Here is a 19,195-nt window from a genome sequence, read left to right on the forward strand (position 1 = left end):
GAAGTCGATTTACATGTTTATAATGAAAAACTAATTGCTACTTTACAAAACCTTCTATATATTATATGATATTAATTGTTGAAATTTTGGAGGGATACTCAAGTCTGGTTTAAGAGGCTAATCATTCGTGATTAGTAGGAGCTTTTTGCTCGCGTTGGTTCAAATCCTTCTCCCTCCGCTATATATAAAAGAGCCTGAGGCATTTATTTGTCTCAGGCTCTTTTGCATATTGGCTATGATGATTAAATTGAACATCATAAATATCCCTTATTCAAGCTACGATATATGTAAACACTTGAATAAGGGATTTTTATCTTACTATAGTTTTACATTATGAAAATAAATTTTTTAATACTCTGTATAAAGAGCCTAATAATTGAAAGAAATCACCTGTCATTTATTTCACTCCTATCTATATAAGATTACGTTAGGTTTATACCCTATATCATTTTATTTATTTGTTGATGTTAATTGTTCACTTTGTACTAAATCATCAGCAAGACCGTGCCAGAACTGTTGTAACTCATCTCTAGTACGTTTAGTATCTGTACTGTCTTGTCCTACAAAGTCCACATGATCCCAGTCATGTTTTGTTGGAGTTACTTGCCATACACCTTTTTGATTTTTATCTGTAGCTTCAACATATTTTTGATTAAATGGATGTTGTGAAGAAATGACTGAAACAAGTCCATCATTTTCTCTCCATTCTTTCTCTTTAGCTTTTCCAATTAAGTTACCAGTAATTGTAAATGGTAAGAACATGTTAAGATCAGCTTTTTGTTTTCCTGCCAATGTTTTATGTGTTGATTCGCCCGTATAAGTTTTATATACAATATTAGGATTTAATGATGTTTTTCGGTTTAAATCTGTTGCGCCATCGCGTGTTAAATCGTGTAAACCACTATCTTCTGATTTCCACAGTTTTGAATTTTGAACACGTTTAACATATTGAATATAAGATTCATTTGGTTTTTGTTTTAATCCCCAATGTTCTAATCCAAAGTCTACACGTGAATCTTTATTACCATACATTTTACCTACGTCATATACAAGTTGGCGTACAATCGCTTCGTTACCTAATAAGTCTGACGCATGTGTACCATTATGTGGTGTACCGAGTGTTGTAATAGATGACACCATATTGTCGTGGCCACCTTGGAATAATGGAGAAATTTCCCCACCATGTTGTTTTTGATATTCAACTTCTTCTGGATTACCATGTCTCAATAACTCTTCTAATTGACGAATTGTTTGACCACCCATACTATGACCAACTAAATGTATTTTTTGACCTGGTTTCCAATCTTTATACACACCTTCATAAGTTTTACCGTAACGTTCATGACCATATTTAGCTGCGTGTGCTGCACCATAGTCAACACGTCCACCTTTGATGTAGTAGTATAACTCAACAGCACGGTCATAGTTACTACCAAATGCACTTATACTTGCTTCATAAGCCTCATATCCATTTTCTTCTAAGTCTTGGCGAATATTCATTTTATCGCCACCCCAATAATGCGTTAGCACTGATGGGTTGATATCGTCTGTAAATCCATTGAAACCATGTACTAAAATAATTGGATCATTGTTTTTATATTGTTTTTGTTTTGCTGATTTATTTGTTTGATCCTCGTTTTTTTCACTCACTTGTTGCTTAGACTGTTTATTAGTTGTAGCAACAGCATTACTTTCTAAATTAGCGAGGCCATCTTGAGACCCTTTATCATTTTTAGAAGATTTATCTTTATCTGTAGTTGGATTCGCTTGCTTGTCAACTTTAAGAGGTTCCTCTTTACTATTTAAATTAAATGTTTCAACTTTGTCGTCATCTTTCTTAGCAGTCACTTGTTGAGTGTCGTTATTTACTTCTTTGTTTACCTCTTCTGTTGATTGACTATCTTTTGATTGATTTTGACCTGTTGTTCGTAGTAAATCAGTATTTTTAGATGATTGTGTATCTTGTTTACTCAAATTCTCTTTTTGAGAGTCTTCTTGTTGGGCAGTTGTATTATCGAGTTGTGAAGGTTTAGTTTTCACATCTTCATTGGACTGTGCTGCATTTGAGTGTAAAGTTTGATTGTTTTCACTAGCATGCTTTTCCAGTTCAACTTGTTCTTGTTGTGGTTTCTCTTCAGAATGATTTTGAACAAATGCTTCATTCTTTTTATTTTGTTCAACTACAGATTCAGATTTATTGTCATTTTGAGAATCTTTTTGTTGCTGAATCAAATCCTCATTTTTTGGTGTTTCGTTATGTAAGTTTTCATTTTCAGTAATAGAATTAACATTACTTTTCTCATTAACATTCTTATTTTGCGTTGATTGTTGTTCACTTAACTTTTCATTTTTATCCCCAATAGATTGTGTTGTGCTATTTTCAACAGTTCCTTTATCCTGTTGTTGCTCAGCTGCCTGAGCCGATCCTCCACCCATAAATAATAATGCTGCAATCAGAATGGATGATGCACCTACGCTAAATTTACGAATACTGTATTTATTTTGTCTTGTCTTCACAATTAGCACCTCTATCTATTTGTTTATTTTAAAATGAAATTTTTGTCGGTAATTTGTTAGATGAAAATATTAATAATCATACGTGGTATAAATCCGAAAATTTTACTAAAAATGGGTTTGATTGCTTCCATAACTATCTCCTTCCCACCAAAGGTAAGCGCTTCCATTTTTGTTCAAAAAAATAAAAATTATAAAAATAATTTTAATAGGCCATAAAAGAATAATTCACTTATCTACTTTGGTTTGATTTGATTAATATATTACATCGATGTTCACAATTTGTCAACAATTACATGCAATTTAATTATTTATCATACTAATATTAAATCTAAAGAAATGATGGTAATCTATATATACTATAAAATAAAAAATATCGATTTATATAAAAATAAAGGATGATTAGTAATGGATATACAAAAGTTTGAATCTTATCTAAAAATTAAGAATTCATATTATTCAAACCCTTCTCTTGAAGCATTGAATTACTATGTAAGACGCTTTATGATAACTGTGCCGTTTGAAAATATTAATGTTCAAAACAAAATCCCTATCTCAGTTGATATCAACGATTTATACAATAAAATTGTTATTCAACGGCGTGGCGGATTTTGCTATGAATTAAATCATTTGTTTGCTACGTATTTAGAACATAAAGGCTTCCACGTCACTCGTGCTGCGGCAACAGTTTACACACCAAATGGTGGACGCAGTCCTGAAGGTTCGCATATGTCACTTTACGTTAATATCGAAGGAACACTTTATATTACTGATGTTGGATTTGGTGATTTACCTACAAGTATTATCGAGATAGGTTCTAAAACACAATTCATTCCAACATATGATAAAAATGGAGTTTACCGTGCTGTTTGGATTAATGACAATCAATATGCCTTACAGAAGCTTAGACAAAATAAATGGATGACACTCTATGAAGCACATTTAAAATCTCAAAGCATTAAAGACTTTGAAGATAAAATAAGCTACAATGAGCATCATCCTCATTCTATTTTTGTACGACATTTGCTTATTACACAACCACAATCGTTTGGACGTGCAACAATGACTTATCATTCTTTAACTTTAAGCAATGATAGTACTAAACATAAATATGACGTTACTACCAATAACTACAAATATTTTTTAAAAAAATATTTTAATTTAAACGTATCAATTATCCCATTTGAACCATAAATAGGATGAATCGTCATTCACTTTCATCCTATTTTTAATCATTGATTTATAAGATTCATGGAATAAATCCCCCATATTAAATTAATTAAAATTCTAAATTATACTACCTTACCATTCTCGAACCTCTTTGCGCTCGCCTTTAAAATTATTTCTTTTTTGATGGCGATGTGCTAGTACCTGTTCTACTTCTGAAAATGGAATATCTAAACTATGTAGTAACACAAAAAGGTGATACATGACATCTGCTGTTTCATTAATAACTTCTTCACGATTATGTTTTATCGCACCTATCACAACTTCAAATGCCTCTTCACCAAATTTCTTGGATATTTTCTCGATGCCTTCCTTTAACAAATATTGAGTGTAAGAGTTAGATTGATTGGCTTTAGCACTTTGATGAATCGTTTGTGCTAAAGCTTGAATTTTAAAGCGTGATGCAATTTCAGTATTAAAACAACTCAGACTTCCAGTGTGACATGTAGGACCTTGTGGCATCACTTTGATTAATATTGTATCTTGATCACAATCTATATGAATACTCTCAACGTGTTGGAAATGACCAGAAGTTTCACCTTTAGTCCACAAACGTTGTTTAGATCTAGAGAAGAAAGTTACTTTCTTTTCTTTCAGAGTTTTTTGATAAGCTTCTTCATTCATATATCCCAACATTAATACGCTATCCGTTTGTGCATGTTGCAAAATTACTGGTACTAATCCTTTAGAAAAGTCTATAGGTTTATTCATCTCACAAGGATACCTCCTTCACGCATTTTATCTTTAATTTCTGCTACTGTAGTTTCTTGATCATGTAAAATACTTGCCGCTAAACCTGCAGAAACATCTGTGTGTTGAAACAGTTCAACAAAATGTTGTGCATTTCCTCCACCCCCAGAGGCGATAATCGGAATATTAACTAATTGTTTAATTTTTGCTAAATGTTCAATATCAAAACCTTGTTTCATTCCATCATGATGCATGCTAGTTATAAGTAATTCCCCGGCACCTAAATGCTCTACTTCTTGTACCCAATCATATACTCTGACATCAGTTAATTTTTTACCACCGTGCGTAGTACAGAAATAATCCTTTCTGTCTTTATCATAAAAGCTATCAATAGCAATACAAATACATTGACGACCAAATTTCTCACTTGCTTGTCGAATTAATTCTGGATGTTTTAAAGCGCTTGAATTGAGTGATACTTTATCTGCTCCGTGATTTAATAGTTGTGTAATATCATCTAAATTTTGAATACCTCCTCCTACTGTTAAAGGGATAAATAATTGTTTTGCCGTTGCTTCTATCACTTCTATCATAAGATCATGTCCTGCTTCCGTCTTCGAAATATCAAGAAAGACTAGTTCATCTGCACCGGCTTCATTATAAAAAAGAGCCAAATCAACTGGATTACCGATATCTCTTAATGACTGGAACTGGATACCCTTTACGACGCGTCCATCTTTAACATCTAAACATGGAATTACTCTTTTTTTAATCAAGATAATCCCTCCCAGAATTCATCCCGATGTGATGCTTTTCCTACAATAGCAGCATGAACATTTAACGATTCTAATCGAAACAAGTCCTCTTGATGTCTAATACCTCCTGAAGCAATCACAGGCAACGATGTATAAAGTGCGAGACGACCTGTCAAATCAAAATTAGGCCCAGAAAGTTTACCATCTTTCGAAATATCGGTATAAATTACACCACCCAAAGGTAAATGCTCAATTTGGGCAACATAATCAAATAAATTGAGTTTGGCATCCTCTTTCCATCCATTAATCTTTATTTTCTCTCCAAAAGCATCTACGGATAAGTAGAGTTTATTGGGAAATTGATGTGTCATATGTGTTAACCACTCTATGTCTTGGATACCTTTTGTACCTACGATACAATAGTCTATTCCTGAATGAATATAATTTTCAATTGTTTGTTTTGAACGAATGCCGCCACCCACTTCTATAGGCTTAGTGGTCAACTTTCGTAAGGAACGAATGTAGTCGAATTCTTTTACTTCTTTTGCTTTAGCCCCAATTAAATCTACAATATGTATACGTTTCACACATTTAAATTGACTATAAAATCGGATACTGTCTTCTACAGATTTTTCCATTTTTTCTTTTGAATCATATTTGCCTTCTGTTAATCGAACACTTGTTGAATTAATCAAATCAATAGCAGGCCATAAATCAATCATTAATAAACCCTCCTTTAAGCGCTTGATTTAGAATCTCTAATCCATACGTTCCACTTTTTTCTGGATGAAACTGGATACCGATATAATTTCGGTATTGAATGACTCCCGGAATCTTCGTACCATAGTCAGCATAAGCCACTACATATTCTGACATTTCTGCTTGATATGAATGAACAAAATACACATCACTTTGCAGTAAAGGATGTGTACTCTTTAATTCATTCCATCCCAAATGAGGAATAGGATGAGATGATTGGATTGGCACTATATTTCCTGGGACAAGTTCCAATCCACTAATGTCACCTTCTGCGCTATGTTGAAAGAGTAATTGCATACCTAAACATATTCCAATTATCGGTTTATCATGTATATTTTTAAGCATATCTTTGATGCTTTTTTCTTCTATAGAATGCATCGCATCTCGAAAATGTCCAACACCTGGAAGTACGATAGCTTCAGCTTTTTGTACATCTTTATCATCACATGTCAAAATCACATCATATCCTAAATGTTGAATCGCTCGAGTGATGTTACTTATGTTTCCCAATCCATAATCAATAATCGCAATCATTCAATTACTCCTTTAGACGATGGAATACGTCCATCTTCATTTTGTGCAAGAGAAATCTTTAATGCTCTTGCAAAAGATTTAAATATTGCTTCAATCTCATGATGTGTATTTCCACCTCTTAATAAGTCAATGTGAACGGTTAATCGCGCATTAATTACTAGTGCTCTAAAAAATTCTTCAACTAGTTCAGTGTCAAAAGTTCCTACCTTTTGAGCGCTCAACTTGCTATTAAATGAGAAATATGGACGACCACTAATGTCCACTACTGTTCGAGCAAGCGCTTCATCCATGGGTACATATGAGCAACCATATCTTGTAAAACTTTGTTGAGTCTTAACTAATTCAAGAAGTAATTGTCCAATAACTATTCCTATATCTTCAGTTATATGATGATCATCAACATACGTATCACCAGTGGCCTCAATAGATAAAGTTAATCCACTATGAAAAGTAAATAGCGTTAACATATGATCCAAAAATCCTACACCAGTATTAATATGAGATTGTGTTCCGTTATTAGCCAGCGAAATATTAAGCTGAGTTTCTTCAGTGTTTCTTTTGATTTGATAGTTCATAACATACGCTCCATTTCTTCACTATTTTTTCCAGTAGAAGAAGCTGTTCTTCTGTAGCAATAGAGTAACGAACATACGCATTCATTTTTATTAACAGATATCGTAATAACCTATCCTTATCGGCGTACGTGAATCGATTTTTCATGATTAAATAAAGATTCTATATGTGCAATATGCTCAGCTGATTCTGCCACTTCGTTAAATGTTTTTTGTGATAAATGAATGACTGAATGTCGTGTCATAAAGTCATTCACAGAAAGCCCATTTGTAAATCTAGCTGTTTGATTAGTAGGAAGTACATGACTTGGACCTGCCACATAGTCCCCAATAACTTCAGGAGAAAAGTGTCCTAAAAAAAGTGCGCCAACATATTTAACTTTATTTATATACATTTCAGGTGCCCGAGTTTGAATAGATGCATGTTCAGGTGCAATCGTGTTCATAATTAAACATGCTTCTTCAGTATCTTGAGCTAATATTAGATAATGATGATTAGTAATACTTTGTGATATGATATCTTGCCGTTCAACATATTGAAGCTTCTCTTGTATTATAGTGTTCAATTGATTAAGTACCTTTTCATTTTCACTAATCACATAAGTACAAGCCATTTCATCATGCTCTGCTTGTGCAAATACGTCATAAGCGATTGCGTCTAAGTCAGCACTTTCGTCTATAATCAAGGCTATTTCTGTCGGTCCTGCGATTTGGTCTATGCCTACTTGACCGAATACAAACTTTTTGGCATAAGCAACATATTGATTTCCTGGACCTACAATTTTGTCAACTTTTTTTATAGTTTCCGTGCCATAAGTTAGTGCTGCAATACTTTGTGCTCCACCGACTTGATAAACATGATGAACGCCTGTAATGTAACAAGCGGCTAACACCTCTTGACATATACCGTTATTTTGAGGTGGGGTAACAACAGTAATCTCATTAACACCTGCTACTTGAGCAAGTGTTGCAGTCATTAATACCGTAGACGGATAGCTAGCCTTACCTCCCGGCACGTAAATACCTACTCGTTCGATAGGATGGTATCGTTCATAACATTCAGTTTGTTGAGATGGTTCCTGTTTCACCTTAATATTTTCTTGATACACTTTAATTCTCTGATAGCTTTGCTCTAATGCATCTCGTGTTTTATTATCTAGCATGTCATATGCATTTTTTAGTTGGCTTTGCTCTAATTCAAGATTCTCAGTTTCCACTTGATCAAATTGTAAATTATAATTTTTTAAAGCTTTATCTCCCTGTAATTTAACTTCTTCACAAATCTGACTCACTATCTCGTACAAAGATTCATCTAGAGATTCAACATTATTAAATTCTTTTAAAAATTGTTGTGCGCTAAGCATAGCTAATAGACACTCCCAACTGCTTGATTAGTCTCTCTATTTCAGATGATTGCTTAAAATATGATTCTTTATTTGTAATTAACTTAGCGTTAATTTCACTGATATACTTTTTCTCAACGAGCCCGTTAGCTGTAAGCGTAGAACCAGTTTGTACAATATCTACAATAGCATCAACCATATCCACTACACATGACAATTCAACTGAACCGTTAAGGTGAATCACTTCTACATCCATACCTTCTTTATTGAAGAATTGAGTAGCTGTATGTACATAGCTCGTTGCTACTTTTTTATAGCAAGATGTTTCTGGTTTTGCCGCCAACGCAAAATGACATTTACCAAATGGCAAATCGAGTAATTTATTAATATTATATTTTTGACCATTCAGAATATCACTTCCCACAATTCCTACATCAGCAATACCTTGTTCTACATAAGTGGGAACATCGCTTCCTTTAACTAAAATCATTTCAATGTTGTCGACTGTAAGCAATAACTGTCGTTGTCTATTTAAAAGTACAGTTGCAATATCTATCTGATTAACTTGTTGTAAATATTCGATAAAACTCTCTAATAAACGACCCTTTGCTAATGCAACTCGTAACATGGCGTTCCACCTCACCTTTTATAATTAAAGTGTTAATCCTAAACCAAAACCTTCTAGTGAACCGTGATAATAACCACCTGTCAAAACGCTATGAGTAGTATTTTTAAGATGACATTTTATAAAAATACCTTTGTAATAAGATCTAGGCGCTTGTGCAGTTACGTCAAGGTGGATTTCAGTAATCCCATGATCAGTAAACCATTGTGCCCAAGATTGAATTGCCCCCATTGCAGGATGTTGCTCAGGTAAATAATGAGATAATATTTTAAGTTGGTTTAATGTGTTCTCTTTAAGAATTTGAATGATGGGATGATTGAAAGTTAGTGTTTGAATAAGCCCTGATAAATTGCGTTCTTCTATCATCTCCATAACTTCTCTAGTTTGATGATTTTTCTCTAAAAGTGCATCAATCAATTGATAGTGACCTAAAATGACAAATTGAATATCATCATGAAGTACGTTTTGAATAAAATATTGGAAATCTAAGAAATTTTGAGTGATTTTATCAAATTGTGGCTCGTAGTTCTCGATGCCGACTTGCTTTATAACTCTGTTATCTCTGATAATATCCCCTGCATAAGCTACTTTTTTAAAATGTGTTGGATAGTTCGAATAATATCTGAATAATTGATCAGTAAAATCATTTCTTAATGCATAGATAGATTTATTTTGTTGCCAAAAGCTTCTTTCATCCATTTGTTGCAAATCCTCGTGAGTCAATCGTCGCCAATCCAATTCTTCAATTAAGTTAAAATCTACAACATTATACTTTTGTTGATGAAAAAACTTTAAAAAACGTAATTCCTTTTCTTTCATTGAAATAATGGTATTGTTCATACTTACGCCACCCCTCCCTCACGCTGCATTCTTTAGTTCGATAATACACTAAAGTAAAAATGTAGTAATACACTAACATGTTACAAGTTATCTGACAAGTATTTTTCTGAAAATTCTTTCTTTTCTAATGAAATATATCTAAGTCTTTAATTATCAATTTTTAATTAAAATAAAAACCTCTTGTGAAGTAAATAATACTTTACAAGAGGCATATATTATTGATCAGTATTAAATTTTTAATTATTGCTAGGTTGTAAATTCATCATGGCACCAAATTCTTGTTGACAGTGGGTAAATGATACGAATGCTAACAATTCTACAATCTCTAAATCAGTCAGTGTCTTTGTTAAAACCTGTATTGTAGATTGTGGAACCTGTCCCTTTTGTGACACATAAACATCAACAAAACCTATGCAAACTAAAGATTTTTCATCGGTAAATTTCTTATTGGGTTTTCCTTTAGATTTGCAGTATAGACAACCACTGTTTTGAGCTAATATTTTCCTGATTTCTTCTTTTAAATCAACAGATAATTGACCCTCATTTTTTAATATATCTTCCAAAGCATTCCATTTTTCTTGAACACTAGGGAGATGTCCGAGAAGTTTGTCAAAAGAAGTATCACCACGATGAGATAAGTTAATTATAGCCATCTAATCACCTCTTATTTATTTTAATTAATCAAACATCAATGATGAATGTTATAATTAAAGTAAATTTATAGTTTACTTATTAATAATAAGGAGATTTTCCCATTGGACCTAACAAATCAAAAAATTCTACACTTACTTGAGCAAAATAGTAAGCTATCGCTTTCTGAAATTGGAAAGGAAGTAAATTTATCTACACCTTCTGTTCGAGAACGAATCTATAAACTTATTGATTCGAAAATCATTGAGCGATATACAATCGATATTAATTACGATGCATTAGGTTTCGATATTAATGTTTTAATAGAAGTAACTATAAAAAATAACCTATATAAAGATTTCAAAGCATTTATTTCAGTTCAAAACAATGTTGATTTTTGCTATAGAATTTCTGGAGATAGTTGTTTTATATTTAAAGCGCATTTTAAAAAGATGAGCGAAGTCGAAACACTCATCAACGAAATCCAGTATTATGGTCATACAAAAACACATTTTATATTTTCAGAAACAAAATAGTATTTTATGATTTATCAATATTGTCGTTTATGTAATACTATATAAAGAAATGTAAAAACACAATTGGGTTGGTAGTCCCAATGCAAATCACTTATATTTGTCAGTAACCTTCCTCCTCAGGTCGTCCATCATTTCAATTTTAAATTGAGGAGGGACTTATCTATGAAATTATCTATTTTTCATGATGGTCAATTTTTTGTAGGTGTCGTTGAATACCAAGAAGGCTGCATTCATAAATATCTAAAAGTTACATTTGGTAATGAACCTAGCGATGAAACAGTGTTACGATTGATAACTTTTAAACTTATTCCTTTATTAAATCAAACACAGGGCAAGAAGAAACCTATTCAAAAGCATAAAAAAATTAATCCAAAACGTTTACAACGTAAAATCGCTAAAGAACAAAAAGAGACCAATTTAACTACATTTGCCCAACAAGCGATTAAAGAAGAACAAGAATTGAATAAGCTAAAAAGTAAAAAGCTTCAGCGATTAGAAAAAGAACGACACAGACAATACAAAAGAATGTTAAAAAGAAAAAAGGCGCATGAAAAGCACAAAGGTCACTAATTTAATTGAGTCTGCCACATATATTAAATGTGCTGCAGACTCTAAACTTTTTCAAATTAATATAGATAACTTAAATCTACCAATTTGAAGTTAATCATTGCTTCATTTTTAATTACTCATAAAAACTACGAATTCATCATGCTTATAGTTTTAGTTATTATCCAACGCTTGTACGTTAAAAAAACAACGATCTCCTTTATTAATTACATCGTCCCAGTTAGCATCATAATTATATCCGAGTCTTTGTGCTAATTTAATAGAATTTGTATTATATTGATTTGTTCGAATTATTTTTGGTGTTATAGTATCATGCTTTTTTAAATGACGAGCAATCTCCTCCATCGACTCAAAAGCTAAACCAACACCAGTATACGATGGAAAGATTCTATAATATGCATTAAGAAACTGTTGTTGATGAATTGTACGATACTCAAATCCTGCTATTCCCATTACTTCTTGATTATCTCTCATAATTAAAATGAAGTAACCAAATTGATATTCATCCCAATGCCTCATCCATCCTTTAATAAAATCTCGGGTTGCTACTTTATTCTGATGAATACCTTTAGGTGTATACTTTGTAGCTACCTTATTTGTATGCAATTGATAAAGTTCATCTGTATAACTCAAATTGGGCTTCACTAGCTTTAATCTATGTGTTTTTAACATCTACATCACCTTTTCCAATAAATTATTCAATTGTAGATAACTTAATATTGTTTACGCACTCTTTTCACTATTGAGAAGAGTATATATTATATTTAGACTTACGTCAGTCTCACCTAAAAATTTCACATAACATCCAATTTTGACAATATAGTTCACCTTATATTTATACTTGTTCACTAGTAAATGTGTCTAATCAATGATCATATTGTGTCCAAAATATTACAAAATGGAATAGGTAGTATTATAAATATGTATTTTTGTTATATGGACTATCGTCTTATAATAGGAATCAGCGCAATAATTTAATTATTTTTGCACGAATTCTTAAACCAAAGAAAGGTGAGCAAAAAATGGCTAATAAAGAGTCAAAAAATGTTGTTATTATTGGCGCTGGTGTCTTAAGTACGACATTTGGTTCTATGATTAAAGAATTAGAACCTAATTGGAACATCAAACTCTATGAACGCTTAGATCGTCCAGGTATTGAAAGTTCTAACGAAAGAAACAATGCCGGTACAGGACATGCGGCGTTATGTGAATTGAACTATACAGTACAACAACCTGATGGTTCAATTGATATAGAAAAAGCCAAAGAAATCAACGAACAATTCGAGATTTCAAAACAATTCTGGGGTCACTTAGTAAAAAGTGGTAACATCAGTAACCCTAGAGATTTCATTAATCCACTTCCTCACATTAGTTTCGTAAGAGGTAAAAATAACGTTAAATTCTTAAAAAACCGTTACGAAGCAATGCGTAACTTCCCTATGTTCGATAACATCGAATATACAGAAGATATCGAAGAAATGAGAAAATGGATGCCATTAATGATGACAGGTCGTACTGGTAACGAAATCATGGCGGCTAGTAAAATCGACGAAGGTACAGATGTTAACTACGGTGAATTGACTCGTAAAATGGCAAAAAGTATTGAAAAACATCCAAATGCTGATGTTCAATACAACCACGAAGTAATTAATTTCAATCGTCGTAAAGACGGTATTTGGGAAGTTAAAGTTAAAAACCGTAATTCTGGAGACGTTGAAACTGTTCTAGCTGATTATGTATTTATCGGTGCAGGCGGTGGCGCTATTCCACTATTACAAAAAACTGGTATCCCAGAAAGTAAACATCTTGGTGGATTCCCTATCAGTGGTCAGTTCTTAATTTGTACAAACCCTGATGTCATTAATGAACATGACGTCAAAGTATATGGTAAAGAACCACCAGGCACACCTCCAATGACTGTACCACACTTAGATACACGTTATATCGATGGTGAAAGAACATTATTATTTGGACCATTTGCAAATATTGGCCCTAAATTCTTAAGAAACGGTTCTAACTTAGACTTATTCAAATCAGTTAAACCTTATAACATCACAACATTACTTGCATCTGCAGTTAAAAACTTACCTTTAATCAAATACTCTATCGACCAAGTATTAATGACTAAAGAAGGTTGTATGAACCATCTACGCACGTTCTACCCTGAAGCTCGTGACGAAGATTGGCAATTATACACTGCAGGCAAACGTGTTCAAGTTATCAAAGATACTAAAGAACACGGTAAAGGATTCATTCAATTTGGTACAGAAGTTGTTAACTCTAAAGACCACTCTGTTATCGCATTATTAGGTGAATCACCTGGAGCATCAACTTCAGTATCAGTAGCCCTAGAAGTTTTAGAGAAAAACTTTGCTGAGTATGAAAAAGATTGGACTCCAAAATTACAAAAAATGATCCCATCATATGGTAAATCTCTTATCGATGATGTTAAGTTAATGAGAGCAACTCGTAAACAAACATCTAAAGATTTAGAATTAAATTATTACGAATCTAAATAAAATACTTTCCCTGTAAAATATAAAAATGATGAAGAGAAAATAAATAAATATAAAATATTTCTCCCCTATCCTCAAAACCTTAATTAATATTAAATTAGAGTAAATAAATTTAGAAACAAAATTAACCCCTACCCCTGATACCTCCAACGAAGTCGAGCCAACTTCGTTGGAGGATTTTTTATTTTTTTCTTAGCGACTTAAGTATCTACCACAGTAGATATCTAACAAATCAGCGATACAACAAAATTTATGAATTGTCCATGTTTTAAAACTCAATGAGTTAAAATAACTATTCACACGATTTCTTCTCAATTCACTTTTTATAAACACTGTTTCTATATAAAAAATAAGCTTGTCTCTCTTTTTATAAAAACAAACTCAAATATCATCTCATTATACATTTTTAAAGACGTCGTTTAACCCATGCACTCTTTATATAAATATATCCATTGTACTAAAGGTTATTTAAAATTCCATGTTGCAAGTCATCATAGATACGAGAAAGCCTGTGAGTTGATTTAATTTCAGAATATAATTGAATAGAATCTTCAACAATTTCATCACTCTACTATAAAAAAACACCCGTCCTAAGACGAGTGAAAATAAAAAGAGTTAGAAATAAAAGGAAACTAAACATAAAAAGAACAATATAATAGATGATGGTCAATTGATGTGTTATATGAGGTATTGAAGAATTTTCACTTTGTTTGCACTTCAAATAAAATAGACAGGGACGGATGTGTCCATCTTATATTCATCCAACCATCATCTCTATATCATTCTTAAATCGTAAAAATTACGATTTAATGTCATGTTACTTTCTTCTAATAGCAATGTCAAATGAAAATATATGTGTTTAATTATTTTTTGAGATATACGTTGTCTTACTTCAGTATTAAATGAAATATTCTTAATTTATACTTCAATAATTCTCTCTATGAGCAACCTCAAATTAACAATCACATGTTCTTTTTTATTTTAAAATAAAATTTTACAACATTTTTTCTGGAGGATAAATTTACTGTTGATTGCAAAATATCATCATTTTTTTATGTATACTTCATTTCTTTTTAACGAATCTAGTATTATAAACACACTAAAAAAAGGGGTTAAAAATCCGTAAATTTAATGAGAGCAAAAAAAATTGATAAGTCATCTTACTATATCTAGAATAACAAATATAAGAAACATAACTATTGTAATAAAGAGAGAAGGGGTTATAATAATGACAAAATTTAACTTTGATCAAGTTCACAGTGATATTCAGTTTAAAATTAAACATCTTATGGTGTCTCAAGTAAAAGGAACATTTAAACAATTTGATGTTCAATTAGATGGAGATATTAATGATTTAACTTCACTAAAAGCAACAGCTACTATTATTCCAAGTTCAATTGACACTCAAAATGAAGACAGAGACAATCATTTAAGATCAAACGATTTCTTCGGTACAGAAGACAACGATAAAATGACATTTGTAACTAAAGAAATCAACGAAGATCAAGTAGTTGGAGATTTGACAATTAAAGGTGAAACTCATGAAGAGACATTTGATGTTGAATTTAATGGTGTAAGTAAGAATCCAATGAATGGACAACAAGTCACTGGTTTTATCGTTAGTGGAACAATTAACCGCGAAAAATATGGTATTAATTTCAACCAAGCTTTAGAAACTGGTGGCGTGATGTTAGGTAAAAACGTGAAATTTGAAGCATCAGCAGAATTTAGTATCGAGAATTAAACGATTTGTTATAGAAAAATTTCTTAAACTTTTTATCTTTAACAGTAAATTACAACAACACATATAATAAATGCCTGGGACACATTCAATGTCTCAGGCATATTTATTTATGGACAATCGTTTTATTAATAGAAAATACAATGAGTTGTATCAAATTTTCAAATTGAGCTATGCGAGTGAAGAACATAAAGTTTTATTCGACCTTTGTGCTACTTCCTTTATTTATACAAAACAACTTATTCCATACGCTTTTTTAAGAATTTATTGAAATTGATAACTCTCATATCCTTTAGCAAAGCCATTAACTGTATAAAGCATAGCCCCACCTTCTGAATGGTTTTCAATATCATTAGTACAAATTATAAGTTGATTTGTACCAGGTATGAATTGTGGATGTGTTGTACGTAACATCTTCCCATCATCACGTCCCGGCATTAAAATTTGACCTATAGGATAACCTCTCTTATTGAAAACTAATACACATCCTTGTCCATACATAGCCACATATAAATTATCATCACTATCAATACAACAAGAATCCGGTCCTTCATGACCTGTAAAATAATATGGTACTGTTGCTCCAAATGGTGCAATAGTCACACCATCATCCTCTAATGTGATTCGGTGAAGTCGATTAGTTGTAGTTTCGGTTACCCATAGTACTTTTTCATCCGTACTTAAAGCAATACCATTAGCCACAGAAATATTTTGAATAATTGGCGTAACCTTCTTAAAGTCTGGATCTACATAGTAAACACCGCCCAAAGGTTGTGTAGAATACCCTCTAAAATCAGTGAAATAAAACCCGCCTTTACTGTCAAAAACCATGTCATCAATACAATATTCTGTATTTAAATCAGAAATAATTTCTTCTATTTGTTCACCATTTTCTGTTGTCGCAAATATGCCTCCAGTTGTCTTAAAATCACCTAGATAACAGATAAATAAACGGCCATCTTTATGTACTTTAATCGCTGCCGGATTATCTTTAACAGACTGAAATTCTGTTGTAACCTCCTTGGTCGCGGGATTAACTTTAAAAATATTCCCTTCAAACACGTCTAATAAGAATAACTGACCTTCGCGATTAAAATTAAGTCCTTCTAGTTGTAACCCTTTATCTGAAATTTTCACCCACGGCTCTGCTGTTACCGTTTGTAATTCACTTTCTGACACAATTGGCACTGCACTTTCTGATTTACCAGTATATTTTAATGTTGGTAATTTTTGATTTGCCATCAATTGGATCCCTCTCTTTATTCAGTGACTTTATTCTCATTTTACAAAAAATTTATATTAAATGTCATTATAACTACACAACTACACTTTTATTCATATATGAAAACAATCACATCTTATATCGGTCAAATGACGGATTTATAAGCTACCTTATTGAAAGTAATTCTCATTTTGATACAATATTAAAATGTCTAATTTTTAAACTTCAATCACTATCAATTTTTTTATATAACTTCAAATACTTTTAAATTAACTAAAATTGACTAAAGAGGAGCACAGATTTATGGATTATAGAGTACTACTTTATTATAAATATGTAAATATAGATGACCCTGAAACTTTTGCAGCCGAACATTTGAAATTTTGTAAGGAACATCATTTAAAAGGAAGAATACTAGTTTCAACGGAAGGCATTAATGGAACATTATCTGGAACTAAAGAAGATACTGATAAATATATAGACCATATGCATGCAGATAGTCGTTTTGCTGATTTAACTTTTAAAATTGATGAAGCTGAAAGTCATGCGTTTAAAAAGATGCACGTGCGTCCAAGACGTGAAATTGTTGCACTCGACTTAGAAGAAGATATTAATCCACGTGAAATTACCGGTAAATACTATTCTCCTAAAGAATTTAAAGCTGCACTAGAAGATGAAAATACTGTTATATTAGACGCTCGAAATGATTATGAATACGATTTAGGACATTTCCGTGGAGCTATTCGTCCTGATATAACACGATTCCGTGACTTACCTGAATGGGTGCGTAATAATAAAAAACAACTCGACGGAAAAAATATTGTCACATATTGTACAGGTGGCATTCGTTGTGAAAAATTTTCTGGTTGGTTAGTAAAAGAAGGATTTGAAAACGTAGGTCAGTTGCATGGTGGTATTGCTACATACGGTAAAGACCCTGAAACTAAAGGGCAATATTGGGATGGTAAGATGTATGTATTTGATGAACGTATAAGTGTCGATGTGAATCAAATTGATAAAACAGTCATCGGCAAAGAGCATTTTGATGGAACACCTTGTGAACGTTACATTAATTGTGCAAACCCTGAATGTAATAAACAAATTCTTGTTTCTGAAGAAAATGAAGAAAAATATTTAGGTGCATGTTCGTATGATTGTGCAAAACATGAGCGCAATCGCTACGTTGCCCGTCATCATATTAGCAATGAAGAATGGCAACGTCGTTTAAACAATTTCAAAGATGTGCCAGAACACACACATGCATAATTCAAACACGCCTTTATTGTGAGTTTAACATTTCACATATAAAGGCGTATTTTTATATGCTTTAAATATCTACAATAACTTTTAACCCTGTTTTTTGACATAAAGAATACGTAAAATGGCAAATATTGATATCATTTATGTCACTGATAGTTTTAAAATAATATAATAAGTCTACTTAAGGAGTGTTTGCATGGAAATATTAGTCACAGCATTTGAACCATTTGGAGATGAAAAAATTAATTCTGCACTTGAGGCTGTTAGCCATCTGGAAACTAAAATTGGCTGTCATAAAATTGATCGATTGATACTTCCTACAGTATTTCATGACTCTGCGAATGTGATTGCTAAAGTGTTAAAATCTAAAAATTATGATGTTGCTCTAGCTATCGGACAAGCAGGTGGTCGTAGTGAAATCACTCCTGAGCGTGTAGGTATAAATATAGATGACGCACGTATTAAAGATAATCAAGGACACCAACCTATTGATCAAGTTATACGTCACGATGGCGCACCCGCTTATTTTTCTAATTTACCTATCAAAAGAATGACAATGGCAATTCAAAAGGCTGGTCTCCCTAGCAGACTATCTAATTCCGCTGGAACATTTGTATGTAATCATATCTTATATCAACTTGGATATATGGCAGACCATTTTTACCCTGACTTATTATTTGGATTTATACACGTGCCTTTGATTCCTGAGCAAACAATTAATCATTCTCAACAACCTTCATTGTCCGTTGAAGATATCGTAAAAGGATTAACTGAAGCAATCAAAGCTATCGACTTCGTTGAAGATAACAAGATTGCATTAGGAGAAATCCAATAGTCTCTTAGTTCACTAATCATTCTGTATGT

The 19,195-nt window shown here is 32.2% G+C and carries 19 protein-coding genes and 1 tRNA gene; 8 read left to right on the forward strand and 12 right to left on the reverse strand.

Features of this window, described 5'->3' with window-relative positions; all coding sequences use genetic code 11:
* Positions 1 to 88: 88 nt before the first annotated feature.
* Positions 89 to 178: transfer RNA gene (locus HMPREF2897_RS02400), tRNA-Thr, on the forward strand.
* Positions 179 to 450: 272 nt separating this feature from the next.
* Here the strand turns inward: HMPREF2897_RS02400 and gehC are convergent.
* Positions 451 to 2,517 carry a YSIRK domain-containing triacylglycerol lipase GehC gene (gehC, locus tag HMPREF2897_RS02405; protein WP_002487506.1) on the reverse strand — a complete coding sequence of 689 codons (2,067 nt, stop codon included), beginning with the start codon at positions 2,515 to 2,517 and terminating at the stop codon, positions 451 to 453.
* A 405-nt stretch (positions 2,518 to 2,922) separates the two neighbouring features.
* Here gehC and HMPREF2897_RS02410 point away from each other — a divergent pair, with 405 nt between their 5' ends.
* Positions 2,923 to 3,708 (forward strand): arylamine N-acetyltransferase family protein, encoded by a 786-nt coding sequence (locus HMPREF2897_RS02410; RefSeq protein ID WP_070592593.1) that lies wholly within the window; start codon positions 2,923 to 2,925, stop codon positions 3,706 to 3,708.
* A 108-nt stretch (positions 3,709 to 3,816) separates the two neighbouring features.
* On the opposite strand, the gene hisIE is transcribed toward HMPREF2897_RS02410, so the two are convergent.
* The 9 genes from hisIE to HMPREF2897_RS02455 form a co-directional block, all read right to left on the reverse strand.
* Positions 3,817 to 4,452, reverse strand: a complete 636-nt coding sequence (gene hisIE / locus HMPREF2897_RS02415) for a bifunctional phosphoribosyl-AMP cyclohydrolase/phosphoribosyl-ATP diphosphatase HisIE (RefSeq protein WP_002446921.1) — start codon at positions 4,450 to 4,452, stop codon at positions 3,817 to 3,819.
* Complete coding sequence (gene hisF / locus HMPREF2897_RS02420; RefSeq protein ID WP_002490899.1) at positions 4,449 to 5,207, reverse strand: imidazole glycerol phosphate synthase subunit HisF; 759 nt, start codon at positions 5,205 to 5,207, stop codon at positions 4,449 to 4,451. Before hisF ends, hisIE begins: the two co-directional genes overlap by 4 nt.
* The gene (hisA, locus tag HMPREF2897_RS02425) at positions 5,204 to 5,908 is read right to left on the reverse strand and encodes a 1-(5-phosphoribosyl)-5-((5-phosphoribosylamino)methylideneamino)imidazole-4-carboxamide isomerase (protein WP_070592594.1); all 705 of its coding nucleotides are present in this window, start codon (positions 5,906 to 5,908) and stop codon (positions 5,204 to 5,206) included. Before hisA ends, hisF begins: the two co-directional genes overlap by 4 nt.
* Positions 5,901 to 6,479: an imidazole glycerol phosphate synthase subunit HisH gene (gene hisH / locus HMPREF2897_RS02430; RefSeq protein WP_070592596.1), complete on the reverse strand. Its 579-nt coding sequence runs from the start codon at positions 6,477 to 6,479 to the stop codon at positions 5,901 to 5,903. The genes hisA and hisH overlap by 8 nt, the downstream gene beginning before the upstream one ends.
* Positions 6,476 to 7,054, reverse strand: a complete 579-nt coding sequence (gene hisB / locus HMPREF2897_RS02435) for an imidazoleglycerol-phosphate dehydratase HisB (RefSeq protein ID WP_002446917.1) — start codon at positions 7,052 to 7,054, stop codon at positions 6,476 to 6,478. Before hisB ends, hisH begins: the two co-directional genes overlap by 4 nt.
* 116 nt (positions 7,055 to 7,170) lie before the next feature.
* Entirely contained in the window at positions 7,171 to 8,415 is a 1,245-nt protein-coding gene (gene hisD, locus HMPREF2897_RS02440; protein WP_070592598.1) for a histidinol dehydrogenase, read from the reverse strand.
* Positions 8,408 to 9,022, reverse strand: coding sequence for an ATP phosphoribosyltransferase (gene hisG / locus HMPREF2897_RS02445; protein WP_002458067.1), 615 nt, complete (start codon positions 9,020 to 9,022; stop codon positions 8,408 to 8,410). Before hisG ends, hisD begins: the two co-directional genes overlap by 8 nt.
* Before the next feature lie 24 nt (positions 9,023 to 9,046).
* Positions 9,047 to 9,859 (reverse strand): ATP phosphoribosyltransferase regulatory subunit, encoded by an 813-nt coding sequence (locus HMPREF2897_RS02450; RefSeq protein ID WP_002487479.1) that lies wholly within the window; start codon positions 9,857 to 9,859, stop codon positions 9,047 to 9,049.
* Positions 9,860 to 10,095: 236 nt separating this feature from the next.
* A complete protein-coding gene (locus HMPREF2897_RS02455) occupies positions 10,096 to 10,512 on the reverse strand; it encodes a carboxymuconolactone decarboxylase family protein (protein WP_002458069.1) in 417 nt (138 codons plus the stop codon).
* A gap of 102 nt (positions 10,513 to 10,614) precedes the next feature.
* On the opposite strand from HMPREF2897_RS02455, the gene HMPREF2897_RS02460 reads away from it, so the two are divergent.
* A complete protein-coding gene (locus HMPREF2897_RS02460) occupies positions 10,615 to 11,025 on the forward strand; it encodes an Lrp/AsnC family transcriptional regulator (protein WP_001829421.1) in 411 nt (136 codons plus the stop codon).
* A 162-nt stretch (positions 11,026 to 11,187) separates the two neighbouring features.
* Positions 11,188 to 11,595 (forward strand): YjdF family protein, encoded by a 408-nt coding sequence (locus HMPREF2897_RS02465; RefSeq protein WP_002446910.1) that lies wholly within the window; start codon positions 11,188 to 11,190, stop codon positions 11,593 to 11,595.
* A gap of 150 nt (positions 11,596 to 11,745) precedes the next feature.
* Here HMPREF2897_RS02465 and HMPREF2897_RS02470 read toward each other — a convergent pair whose 3' ends face one another.
* Positions 11,746 to 12,264, reverse strand: a complete 519-nt coding sequence (locus HMPREF2897_RS02470) for a GNAT family N-acetyltransferase (protein ID WP_002475428.1) — start codon at positions 12,262 to 12,264, stop codon at positions 11,746 to 11,748.
* Between the two features lie 320 nt (positions 12,265 to 12,584).
* Here HMPREF2897_RS02470 and lqo point away from each other — a divergent pair, with 320 nt between their 5' ends.
* Positions 12,585 to 14,111, forward strand: coding sequence for an L-lactate dehydrogenase (quinone) (gene lqo / locus HMPREF2897_RS02475; RefSeq protein WP_255296948.1), 1,527 nt, complete (start codon positions 12,585 to 12,587; stop codon positions 14,109 to 14,111).
* Positions 14,112 to 15,336: 1,225 nt separating this feature from the next.
* The gene (locus HMPREF2897_RS02480) at positions 15,337 to 15,852 is read left to right on the forward strand and encodes a YceI family protein (RefSeq protein ID WP_002446907.1); all 516 of its coding nucleotides are present in this window, start codon (positions 15,337 to 15,339) and stop codon (positions 15,850 to 15,852) included.
* Between the two features lie 261 nt (positions 15,853 to 16,113).
* Here the strand turns inward: HMPREF2897_RS02480 and HMPREF2897_RS02485 are convergent, their stop codons facing one another.
* Positions 16,114 to 17,091 carry an SMP-30/gluconolactonase/LRE family protein gene (locus HMPREF2897_RS02485; RefSeq protein WP_070592600.1) on the reverse strand — a complete coding sequence of 326 codons (978 nt, stop codon included), beginning with the start codon at positions 17,089 to 17,091 and terminating at the stop codon, positions 16,114 to 16,116.
* 283 nt (positions 17,092 to 17,374) lie between these two features.
* Between HMPREF2897_RS02485 and HMPREF2897_RS02490 the strand changes: the two genes are divergently transcribed.
* Both HMPREF2897_RS02490 and pcp read left to right on the forward strand, forming a co-directional pair.
* On the forward strand, positions 17,375 to 18,337 hold the full coding sequence (locus HMPREF2897_RS02490) for an oxygen-dependent tRNA uridine(34) hydroxylase TrhO (RefSeq protein WP_070592601.1): 963 nt from the start codon (positions 17,375 to 17,377) through the stop codon (positions 18,335 to 18,337).
* 190 nt (positions 18,338 to 18,527) lie between these two features.
* Complete coding sequence (gene pcp / locus HMPREF2897_RS02495; RefSeq protein WP_002446904.1) at positions 18,528 to 19,166, forward strand: pyroglutamyl-peptidase I; 639 nt, start codon at positions 18,528 to 18,530, stop codon at positions 19,164 to 19,166.
* The last annotated feature ends 29 nt before the right edge of the window (positions 19,167 to 19,195 follow it).

Source organism: Staphylococcus sp. HMSC065D05 (assembly GCF_001813195.1).
Classification (GTDB): Bacteria; Bacillota; Bacilli; order Staphylococcales; family Staphylococcaceae; genus Staphylococcus; species Staphylococcus epidermidis.